We start from the raw sequence: 11,046 nt of genomic DNA on the forward strand, positions 1-11,046 counted from the left end.
TGCTGCTCAGGCATAGAGGCCTCCCTCGTTCTGGGTGCGTCTGGCGGCGCGGCGACGCAGGATTTCAGCGACGGTCATCAACAGGAAGGAGGCAACCAGAAGCAGCGTGCCCAGCGCCAGCACGCCCGGCAGCTTGGCCGCGAAGCGCAGCTGGCCCCAGATGTAGATCGGCAGGGTTGCCTCGGTGCCGGTCAGGAAGAAGGCGATGATGAACTCGTCGAGCGAGATGGTGAAGCAGACCAGCAGGCTGGAGATGATGGCCGGCGCCACCATCGGCAGCGTCACCCGCCGGAAGGTGCCGAAAGCACTTTCGCCGAGGTCGGCGGAGGCCTCTTCCAGGCTGCGGTCGAAGCCTTCGAAACCCGAGGTCAGCACCGTCATCGAATAGGGAATGCAGACCAGCACGTGGCCGAGCACGACGGTGAACAGCGACAGGCTGAGGCCAAGCTGCAGCATCACCAGCAGCATGGAGATGGCGACGATCACTTCCGGCAGCACCAGCGGCGCCATGATCAGGCCGTGAATGGTGCTTCGGCCGGGGTAGCGATAGCGGGTGATCGAGCGCGCGGCGAGGATGCCAAGCAGGGTGGACAGGACGGCGGCCGACACGCCGACGATCAGGCTGTTCCAGGCGGCGTCGAGCAAAGCCGGCGTGCGCGGCAGGTCCTCATACCAATGCAAGGTGAAGCCTGTGAGCGGAAATTTCGGTGTCGCTGCCGTGTTGACCGAGAAGATCGGCAGGAAGATCACTGGCAGATAGAGGAACGCGACGTAGAGAAACGCATAGGTCGCCAGCCAGCCGCCGGACAGGAAACGCCGCACCGCAATCATCGCGCCAGCCTCTGGACGGCGCGGATGATCAACACTGTGGCGCCTGCCATCAGCGTCACGATCAGCATGGTGGTGACGGAAAGGGCGGCGCCCAGCGGCCAGTTGGAGGCCTTGCCGAACTGCGCCTGGATGGCGTTGGCGATCATGACGCCGTCCTTGCCCCCGACCAGCTTCGGTGTGACGTAGTCGCCGACGGTCGGGATCATCACGATCAGCGCCGCCGAGATGACGCCCGGCGCCGACAACGGCAAGGTCACGCGCAGGAACGAGCGCAGCGGACCGTCGCCGAGATCGGTGGCCGCCTCGACCAGCGTGCGGTCGACTTTTTCCAGCGAGACGAAGATCGGCAGGATGGCGAAGGCCGCCCAGGCATGGGTAAGCGTGATGATGACGGCGCTCGAATTGTAGAGCAGCGCGGTCGACGGCTCATCGATGATGCCGAGGCCCATCAGGCCGGAATTCAGCACGCCGTTATAGCCGAGGATGACCTTCCACGACATCACCCGCAGCAGGTAGCTGGTCCAGAACGGGATGGTGATGAGGAACAGCCACAGGCTCTTGTGGCGGCCGCCGTGGAAGGAAATGAAATAGGCAATCGGATAGGCCAGAAGCACGGTGAGCAGGCTGACCGTCAGCGAAATGTAGAGCGAGCGCCACAGGAGATCACGGTAGATCGGCTCGGTCAGCGCGACGCGGTAGTTTTCAAGCGTGAAGGTGCGGTCGATGGTCAAATAGTGCTGCGTCCAGAAGGAATGCGCGATGACCACCAGGATCGGCAGCACCAGAAGGATGAGCGCGTAGATGAAGGTCGGGCTGATCAGGGCAAGGCCCTGTACGGGTTCGGACTGCAGAAGGGCATTTCGTCTGGCCCGCGTCATGCGCAACGGGGACGACCCTTCGGCAGCCGCCGTCATTGCCAGGCTCCGGAGGGCAGGGCTCCGGGTGTGATCTCGGTTGCTGGCCTGGACTGTCCCGCCATGCGGCATCCCATTGTGCTGGCGCCGGCTGCCTGTTCCCCTTGCCGGCTTTCTTTCATCATGCGCGCATCCTTGGATTGAAATCAAGCGTTAATTCTGCAATATTGATTGAACGGACATTCAAAATGAAGTGAAGAAAGCCTCTGTTTCCAATGCTTGGCATCTCACTTCATGTCCGATGAAAATTTGTGAAGCAATGTGAGGCGATGATGGCTGCGGCAAGAGACCTGAAGGCGACCGAGATGGCCGGCGCGGAGCCCGGCGACGATGCGGTCGAGCTGGCCAAGCGCCATCTTATCCAGCCCTGGCCGTTCGCCGGTTCGGTCGGCAATGAAGCGCGCGCCCTGATCGGCGAAGGCGACGGCATCTACATCACCGACAGCACCGGCAAACGGCTGATCGACGGGCCGGCCGGCATGTGGTGCGTCAATGTCGGCCACCGCCGCGAGGAGCTCGCCAAGGTGATGTACGACCAGGCGATGGCGCTGTCCTACAACACGCCGTGGTACACGATGAACGCGCCGTCGGCGGAACTCGCCATGCGCATCGCCGGCCACGCGCCGGGCGATCTCAGCCATGTCTTCTATACCACCGGCGGCTCTTCGGCCGTCGAGACGGCGCTGCGCTTCATGCAGTTCTATAACAATGTGCGCGGCCGGCCGGAAAAGAAGCTGATCCTGAGCCGCGGCGGCGCCTATCACGGCTCGACCTACCTGTCGGCCTCGCTCAACGGCCGCCCACGCGACCGCGACTGGATGGACGGCGTCGACGAGCTGGTGATCAAGCTGTCGTCGCCCGATCCGTTTCGGCGCCCGCACGGCATGAGCCTTGCCGCCTTCACCGATTTCCTCGTCGATCAGTTCCGCGACACGGTCGCTCGTGTCGGCGCCGACAAGATCGGTGCATTCGTCGGCGAACCGGTGCAGGCATCAGGTGGCGTCGTCGTGCCGCCCGATGGCTACCTCAAGCGTATCCGCGAGATCTGCCGCGACAACGACATCCTCTATGTGTCCGACGAGGTGGTGACGGCATTCGGCCGACTTGGCCATGTCTTCGCCTCCGGCGACGTGTTCGGCATCGATCCGGATATGATCACCTTCGCCAAGGGCGTCACCTCGGGCTATTTCCCGCTCGGCGGCGTCATCATCTCGGAACGGCTGCTGGAAGAGCTGCGCCGGTCGAACCATCCCGACGCGATGTTCGGCCATGGCCTGACCTACACCAGCCATCCCGTCGGCTGCGCCGTGGCGTTGAAAAACCTCGACCTGCTGGAAGAGGGCGTGCTTGCCCACACGCAGGCGGTCGCGCCCTATTTCCAGGCGCAACTGAAGACGCTGGAAGAATTGCCGCTCGTCGGCGAGGTACGCGGGATGGGGTTGATGGGCTGCGTCGAATGCGTCGCGGACCGCGAAAGCAAGGATCCGCTGCAGCTCGACAAGGATGTCGGCAAGCGCATCGACGCCCATTGCCACGAGCTCGGCCTCCTGGTCCGGCCGCTGATCAACATGTGCGTTATGTCACCGCCACTGATCATCACGCGCGAGCAGATCGACGACATGGTCGGCATTCTGCGCGAAGGTATTTCAAGGACGATGGATGATTTGCGGAAAGAAGGGGTGTGGCGGGGGTGATTTTCTCCCTTCTCCCCGTTTCACGGGGAGAAGGTGCCGGCAGGCGGATGAGGGGCGGCGCCAGCAGCGGTGAATTGTCCGCATCCAATGCAAATTCGAAGCTATCGTCTGTTTGACGCGATTACCTCACAAGCCCGGCGCCGCCCCTCACCTGCCTGCCGGCATCCTCTCCCCGTAGAACGGGGAGAGGGGCGCTCTCATCGGCGGCTTCGCCAATCACCTGCGCTGCAGACAGAGCGCTACGACCGCGACCTCAGCGCGTCGTTCAAATTCCACATGTCCTTCTCCTCAGGCGCGGTCTCCAGACCCAGTACCGGCAGCATCTTGCGCAGATGGTCGTGGTGGGTGCGCACGCCATATTCGAGGTCGGAGAGATAAAAGCCCTCGAAGGCTTCGGACAGCATGGATTCGTTCGACCACACCGAGAGCTGCACATCTTCCGACATGGTGTCGCGGTCGATACGGAAGGAGAGGTAGCGGGCGGCGGCTTGCTCGCGGCTTTCGTCGCGGTAGCGGTAGATGGCGCCGCGCAGCAGCGTCTCACCCGTCGACAGTGGAAACTCCTGATAGAACTGCACCGATTCCGGCATCACCGAAATGACCGCATTGGGGAAGATGCCGTAATAGACCCAGGCCTTCTTCAGATAGTCGGGCAGATGCTGTGGCTCGGGCGCGATCTTGACGTAGTTCTTGACGCTCCAGCGCCGGCCGGCATGCGGGTTGTAGGTGGCGAATGAGCGCGATACGCCGTTGATGAAGGGCTCGTCGAAATAGGTCGCGCCATAAAGATCCTGCAAGGCGGGATGCGCCATGGCGACGTGATAGCCCTCATTGTCGACATCGCGCACCGACTTCCAGTTGACCGGGGTCTTCTGGTTCCAGATGCCCCAGGAGGGCACCATGTCGGCGGCGTTGTAATGCGCGAATTCGGGCTCGATCGGCTTCATCAGTTCGGCGACCGAGGGCTGAGGCCCGCCATTGCGGAAGCGGATGAAGATGAAACCCATCCAGACTTCCAGATCGAGCGGCATCAGGCCGAAATCGGTCTTGTCGAGATCGGGGAAGGAGCGCGGGCGCGCGGCACCGCGCAGCGTGCCGTCGAGATTGTAGACCCAGCCATGGAACGGGCACACCAGCGCGTTCTTGCAATTGCCCTGGCTGTCGGCGACGACGCGGCTGCCGCGGTGGCGGCACATATTGTTGAAACCGCGCACCACGCCATCCTTGCCGCGCACGATCAAGGCGCGTTCGCCGACGACGTCCATGGTCAGATAGTCGCCGGCGTCAGGGACGTCCGAGACATGCCCGACGATCTGCCAGTGGTTGCGGAAGACGTGCTCCTTCTCGAGTTCGAGAAGGGCATCGGAATGGTAGCTCCAGCCCGGTAGTCCCCGCCGGTCCCAATCGTTGGGGATCGCCACGTCACGGAGGTGCGGGTTCATAAAACGTCTCTTCTTTTTATTGAATACTCATTCAATAAAATCATATTTTTCATTGAAATGCAATGGCTTGTGAAAATTCGACAGTTTCTGTGGCGGAATCCTCATGCCGTCCGGGGTCAAAATCCACATGGCTGTCGACCGGGAAAATCCCGGAGAATCCAGATGTTAGTCGGGGTTTCAGGGACGCTGTCCCGGCCCTGCTTTGTGCAGCGAACGGAGCGCGGCACAAAGCACCTCGGCCGATGACAAAATGGCCTCGCCATCCTCCGTCCGGTTCGCTGATCCATGGGCATATTGCGAACGGAGCAGTCGGCTGGAATCGGGCCGAAGATCGCCTTTCTGCACGAGGAGCGCGTCCGCGTGCCCGATTTTGCCCGTTTCTGCCCGAAATGCTGTTTCAAACTCGTTACATTGGCAGTCTTGCAGCACCGTTGCCTTGTTACAAAGCGCGGCTAAGTTCGTTTCATCACCAAAAAGAAACTTAGCGAAGGGGAAGGCAATGCGTGCGAAAATCCAGACGATCCGCGGCGAGAGCCGCCTTCAGGCTCCAGAGCGCAATGACCGCCGTCCGAAACTGGCGCTGCGCCAGCGAGCCAGCGATCACCCCATGGCGATGTTCATGGTGCTGGCTGCTTGCGCCTTCATCGGCATGGCGTTCACGCCGACAATCGGGCCGGCCTTTGCTTCATTGAATCCGCCGGCCAACCTCATCGAGGGCGCGCAGACGACGACGAGGACCGCGCGTCTGCCGATGCCGGTGACCGACTTCGCCTGCAGGGGGCAGGCCTGGGGCGCCGAGAGCATCGATTGCCTGCGCGCCATCGCCGAACAGTCCGGAGCGCACAAGGGCCGCGCAATCCGCATGATCGCCAATGCCGCGCCGTTGACCGGTACGCCGAACATTTTCTGATTTCTGTCGAAGCATGATCCCGAAAACCGGTTCCCTCTTTGGGATCGTGCTCTGACCTCCCCGAGCGCTCCCTCCAGCGCGCTCTTCTTCGGCCCCCGCCCCCGGGGGGCCTCTTTTTATCCTTTTATTGCCGCCTGTTCGGCAATGGCGGACAGCACGCTGCGCACATCCAGCGTGCTGAACGGCTTTTCCAGGATCTGCGGCCGCTGCTGTGCCGGTAGGGCCTCGATTTCGGCTTTCGCGCCGATCAGGTCGCCGGTGACCAGCACGAAACGCCGCGCCAGGTCGGGCTTTTCGGCGAGCAACTCGCGATAGATCGATATGCCGCTGACGCCGGGCATGCGCAGGTCCGAAAAGACGATGTCCGGCGGCATGTGGCCGCTCAAGGTGGCGGTGCCCGATTCCCAGACAGGAACGATCCGCGACTTGATGCCCATCAATTCCAGAATGTCGGAGAGCGAGCCGGCAACATCCGGCTCATCGTCGATGATCAAGGCGTGGCGCAGGCCGCTCGATCGCGGCTGGCTCTCGCCGGCAGTGGCATGGCCGGCTACAATGGCGGGCAGCTGGACGACAAAACGCGCGCCTCTCGGCAGCACTTCCTCGAACCAGACATTGCCATTGTGCCGCTCGATGATCGATTTCGAGATCGACAGGCCGATGCCGGTGCCGACGCCGACCGGCTTGGTGGTGAAATAGGATTCGAAGATGCGGCCGCGGATCGCTTCCGGCACGCCGGGCCCGTTGTCCTCGACCGAGAAGCAGGGGTGGCTGCGGTCGCTGCGGAACGTCCGCACCTTGATCAGCCGGTCGCCGGCAATGCCGGCCAGCGCATGCTGGCTGTTGATGAGGAAGTTGGCCGCCACCTGCGTCACATGGTCGGCGTCGGCCATGGCCAGCAGCGGGCCAGCGGCGAAGTCGGTGTCGATGATGATGCCGCTGGAGCGCGCGCCATAGGCGGTCACTTCCAATGCTGCACGGATCACCTGGTTGAGGTCTGTCTCGGCCTGTGCCGCGGGATGAAGGCGGACCATCGACAGGAAGCTCTTGACGATGCGGCCGCAGCGCTCGGCGGCGGCGCGGACTTTCTCGGCGCGCACCTTGGTTTGCGGGTCGGAGGCGAATTCGTGCAGCAGCGTCGATTGCGCCACCACCACGGCCAGCGGGTTGTTGAGTTCGTGCGAGACGCCGGCCAGCAACGAGCCCATCGCCGCCATCTTCTCGTTCTGGTGCAGCTTCTCGCGCTGGCGGCCGATCTCCTCCTCGGCGCGGAGCTTGTCGCGAAGGTCGCGGATGGAGCCGAAGATCAGGCGGCGGTCGGCGACCCGCATCTCGGTCGCCGTCAGCTCGATCGGGAACACCTCGCCGGCGGCGTTCTGGGTCACCGTCTCGAGCCGCTGGCCGACCATCGGCGCGCCGCGGCCGGACATGTATTCGGCCCCAGAAGCATAGCCCTTTCGGTAATAGATCGGCACGATGGTATCGAGCAGGTCCTTGCCGAGGATGTCGCTGCGCTGGAAACCGAACATCTTCTCGGCGGCCGGATTGAATTCGATGATAGAACCGGTCTCATCGATGACGACGATGGCGTCGAGCGAGGCCTGCAGCATGGTGCGGCGAATGACCTCGCTGGCATGGGCTTCGGACGGCGAGCGTTCGATGGCATCGCCGATGGCCAGCGCGATGATGTGCAGCGTCGCCTCTTCCTCGTCGGTCCAATCGCGCTCGTTGACGCAGTCATTGACCGCCAGCGTGCCCCACAGATGGCCATGCGCGAAGACCGACACCGACAGGAACGACTTGATGTTCTGCTTTTCGAAATCGGTTCTCAGAAAGCCATCGAGATCGCGCGTATGGCCGGCGAAGATCTTGCCTTGCCGTTCGTCCTCGGCCAGCCGCTCCAGCAGCGGGTCCGAATTGACGATCGATTGCATGATGACGGTCGGTGACGCCAGTTCGCCGCCAAAGAGCGGGTCGATCCAGTAGGCGGCGACCGATTGGGCGAAACCCTGGCCGGGCAATTCGCGCAGGCGAAACAGGATGCCGCGCTGGCAATCCATGGCCCGGCAGAGCGTTTCCAGGATACCTTCCATCTCGCGCTGCCAGTCGCCGGCCTCGCGCAGCCGGCGAACGACACGCACGGCCGCCATCGCAGCGCCCTGCCTGAAACCCTGCATCTCCGTGCTTACTGCCTCAGCGGTCATTGTCAGCCGTCATTCCAGAGGTCATGCCAATTTGATCGACGAGCAACGGCCCGAACCTGAAACCCTCCGGCCTCGCCGCTCAGTTGCCGTCGCCGGTCGGCAGCGAAAAGATATAGCCTTCGCCGCGCACCGTGCGCAGGAATTTCGGATTGGCCGGATCGGTCTCGATCTTCTTCCTCAGCCGCATGATGCGAATATCGACCGCGCGCGACGAGTCCGGGTCTTCGGTGAAGCCGATCGCCTCGGAGATCGCGGCGCGGGTCAAAAGCCGGTTGGCGCGGGTCAGGAAAACCTCCAGCACGTCGAATTCGCTCTTGGCCATCTCGATCACCGCGCCATTGGCGCCGGTGACCAGCCTGCCGTCGAGATCGGCCTGGAAAGGGCCGAAGGCAACGGAACGGCGATCTGTCCTGGCCTTCTTGTCCTGAAGCTCCTGTGGCTGGGGAACGCGGCGCAACACGCTGCGGACCCTCGCCAGCACTTCGCGCAATTCGTAAGGCTTGACGATGTAGTCGTCGGCACCGAGCTCCAGCCCGACGATGCGGTCGAGCGCGGTGCCGGCCGCGGTGGCGTAGATGATGCCGATCGGCAGCTTCGAGCGCAGCCAGCGGCCGAGCGACAGGCCATCCTCGCCCGGCATCGCGATGTCGAGAATGGCGAGATGGAACGACTGCGTTTCAACGAGGCTGCGCGCGGCGGCAGCACTTTCAGCGGTGACCACTTCATAGCCGGCGGCCTCGAGATACTCGGCGACCGCGTCCCTCAGATCGGGCTCATCCTCGACGATGACAATTCTTGCCCGCACTATGCTCTCGCCCCCGCTATCAGCGGAAAGTAGATTGGGTATAAACATGATGTCCAGCACTCATCTCGGGATGTCTGTTGCAGGGTGGGAAAACATGGCCGCACGATCGATCATCGCGCTTGTTTCCGTTGCCGAAGTGGTCGCGACCGAGCTCGCCGACCATCTCGAGCGGCGCGGTCACGATGTGCGTCAGGCGCGCCAGCCCTGGGAGGCCGAATCGCTGCTGTCGGGGAAGGGCATCGACGTCGTCGTCGTCGGCGACAGCCTCAGCCAGGCGGAGGGGCGCGACCTGCTGCGGCGCCATGGCGGCGAGGGCGGACCGGATTTCATCCTGATCTGCCGGCCGGCCGATCTCGTCGACAAGGTGCTGGCGCTCGAGCTTGGTGCGGCCGACGTCGTCGAGAGCCCGCTCAATGTCAGGGAATTGGCTGCCCGTGTTGGCGGCCTGCTTTCGCGACGCGGCAGGGGCACTCAGGAACTGATCGTGCTGGAGAACGCGACCGTCGATCTGAGGTCGGCCATGGTCATGCATCGCTCCGGCACGGAGGAGCAGCTTTCGCCCGGTCAGGTGGCGCTGCTCAGGCTGTTCCTGGCCAGTCCGCGCAAGGTGCTGACGCGTGACGACATCATTGCCGCGGCACCGGCGGAAAACGCCGACGCCTTCGATCGCTCGATCGATTCGCGCATCGTGCGGCTGCGCCGCAAGCTCGACACCGAAACCATCACCACCATACGCGGCGCCGGCTACAGGTTCGATCCGCCGCAGCAATTCGCCGGCTGATTGCCGAGCGCCCAGGCAATTTGTTCGGCTGAGCATCGGAGTTTCCATCTCTGGGCCCGATGCTCTTGAGGCTCAGCGTACCAGCAGAAGTGATGGGCCTACCGGCATGTCGCCGCCCACGGCGATCTCGCTTGCATGGGCGCGGTCCCTGAGCAGCACTGTGGCAAGGCCGGCAAAACCGAGCAGGCCCTGTGCGTAGAGCAGTGCGGAAAGCACCGAAGCGGCAAATTTCGTTTTCATCGTAGCAGTTCCCCAAAAAGCCAATTCTTCAAAGTGAATGTGTTGCGGATCGCTTCAGGACACCCCCGAAGTGCCCGCGCCGCCCACGGAGCCCCCCGTCGCGGCGCGGGCCTTCGGTCCTCTCGGCAGCAAGTTGCCGGAGGCGCCGCGCAAACCCGTCAGCCTAAGGCCGACCCGCCAGAGGGCCTTTAGCCGGGCGATGCGCAGGCTGGAAACAATCCAGACCGTGGCGAAAAACAGTGCGGCATGCAGCGTCGAAATCTCGCCTGACGTCATCGCGCCGAGGCTTGTCAGTGGAGTGCCGGCAACCGTGCCGACGCCGCCAATGACCGCTGCCGCGATGCTGATCCTAAGAAGCCAGGACAGCGCGTTCGATTTCGTTCCCATGTTCGTTACCGGCTGTTTTCGTTGCGTCAACTTTGCTTGCGGCCCGTATCCGGATCATGCCGCTTGAAGCCTCGCTTTGTTGCAGGTTGGTTTCGAGATTGCCGGCATTTCTTTCGTATGATGCCAATCCGCACTTTCGTTTAGAGGCAGATACTCATGTTCTGACTTTGACCTCTCGCCGGTAGGCCGTGGTGCCGACTCCCATTCGGTCTATAAAGGGCTGCGTTTGTTAACCCGAGGAAACAGATTCGAAACACAAATGAGCGTTTTGCGAAATCTCCCCGAAACATGACGTTGGGATAAGCAGCCATCGAATTGGAGCCGGCCGAACCGGCAGAGAGAGGGGATTTCATCATGCATACCGCCATTTCCGCCAAGCTCATCAACATCACCGCCGCCGCGCTGACGGGCGCCGCACTGCTGTTCGGCGCCGGCTCGGGCGCAGCGCACGCCGCCAACAAGATCGTGGCGCGCGTTTCGCTTTCACAGCAGGTCATGGAAGTCTCGGTCGATGGCCGGCCGACCTTCGCCTGGAAGGTTTCCACCGGCGACCGGGCTCATGTGACGCCGACCGGCTCGTTCAAGCCGACCCGCATGCATGAGATGTGGTATTCGAAGAAATACGACAACGCCCCGATGCCGCACTCGGTCTTCTTCAGCGGCGGCTATGCGGTGCATGCGACCTACGCGATCAAGCGTCTCGGCCAGCCGGCTTCGCATGGCTGCGTGCGGCTGCACCCCGACAATGCCGCCGATTTCTACCAGCTCGTCGAAACCTTCGGGGCGACCAACACCAGCATCGTCATCGTCAAGTAGCAGGCTGGAAACGATGGCGTGG

The 11,046-nt window shown here is 62.8% G+C and carries 11 protein-coding genes; 4 read left to right on the forward strand and 7 right to left on the reverse strand.

Annotation, left to right across the window (positions count from 1 at the left end):
* Positions 1-6: 6 nt before the first annotated feature.
* A complete protein-coding gene (locus HB777_33225) occupies positions 7-831 on the reverse strand; it encodes an ABC transporter permease (GenBank protein QND68342.1) in 825 nt (274 codons plus the stop codon).
* Positions 828-1,745, reverse strand: coding sequence for an ABC transporter permease (locus HB777_33230; protein QND68343.1), 918 nt, complete (start codon positions 1,743-1,745; stop codon positions 828-830). Before HB777_33230 ends, HB777_33225 begins: the two co-directional genes overlap by 4 nt.
* 272 nt (positions 1,746-2,017) lie before the next feature.
* On the opposite strand from HB777_33230, the gene HB777_33235 reads away from it, so the two are divergent.
* Positions 2,018-3,439: an aminotransferase gene (locus HB777_33235; GenBank protein QND68344.1), complete on the forward strand. Its 1,422-nt coding sequence runs from the start codon at positions 2,018-2,020 to the stop codon at positions 3,437-3,439.
* Between the two features lie 239 nt (positions 3,440-3,678).
* Here HB777_33235 and HB777_33240 read toward each other — a convergent pair whose 3' ends face one another.
* A complete protein-coding gene (locus HB777_33240; protein ID QND68345.1) occupies positions 3,679-4,881 on the reverse strand; it encodes an aromatic ring-hydroxylating dioxygenase subunit alpha in 1,203 nt (400 codons plus the stop codon).
* A gap of 499 nt (positions 4,882-5,380) precedes the next feature.
* On the opposite strand from HB777_33240, the gene HB777_33245 reads away from it, so the two are divergent.
* Positions 5,381-5,791, forward strand: a complete 411-nt coding sequence (locus tag HB777_33245) for a hypothetical protein (GenBank protein QND68346.1) — start codon at positions 5,381-5,383, stop codon at positions 5,789-5,791.
* Positions 5,792-5,907: 116 nt separating this feature from the next.
* On the opposite strand, the gene HB777_33250 is transcribed toward HB777_33245, so the two are convergent.
* A complete protein-coding gene (locus HB777_33250) occupies positions 5,908-7,995 on the reverse strand; it encodes a PAS domain S-box protein (protein ID QND68347.1) in 2,088 nt (695 codons plus the stop codon).
* 79 nt (positions 7,996-8,074) lie between these two features.
* Entirely contained in the window at positions 8,075-8,800 is a 726-nt protein-coding gene (locus HB777_33255) for a response regulator transcription factor (protein QND68348.1), read from the reverse strand.
* 94 nt (positions 8,801-8,894) lie between these two features.
* Between HB777_33255 and HB777_33260 the strand changes: the two genes are divergently transcribed.
* Positions 8,895-9,581, forward strand: coding sequence for a response regulator transcription factor (locus HB777_33260; GenBank protein ID QND68349.1), 687 nt, complete (start codon positions 8,895-8,897; stop codon positions 9,579-9,581).
* A 72-nt stretch (positions 9,582-9,653) separates the two neighbouring features.
* On the opposite strand, the gene HB777_33265 is transcribed toward HB777_33260, so the two are convergent.
* Entirely contained in the window at positions 9,654-9,821 is a 168-nt protein-coding gene (locus HB777_33265; GenBank protein ID QND68350.1) for a hypothetical protein, read from the reverse strand.
* Positions 9,822-9,875: 54 nt separating this feature from the next.
* Positions 9,876-10,208 (reverse strand): hypothetical protein, encoded by a 333-nt coding sequence (locus HB777_33270; GenBank protein ID QND68351.1) that lies wholly within the window; start codon positions 10,206-10,208, stop codon positions 9,876-9,878.
* A 354-nt stretch (positions 10,209-10,562) separates the two neighbouring features.
* Between HB777_33270 and HB777_33275 the strand changes: the two genes are divergently transcribed.
* Positions 10,563-11,024 (forward strand): L,D-transpeptidase, encoded by a 462-nt coding sequence (locus tag HB777_33275; protein ID QND68352.1) that lies wholly within the window; start codon positions 10,563-10,565, stop codon positions 11,022-11,024.
* The last annotated feature ends 22 nt before the right edge of the window (positions 11,025-11,046 follow it).

It is taken from the genome of Mesorhizobium loti, from assembly GCA_014189435.1.
Classification (GTDB): domain Bacteria; phylum Pseudomonadota; class Alphaproteobacteria; order Rhizobiales; family Rhizobiaceae; genus Mesorhizobium; species Mesorhizobium loti_G.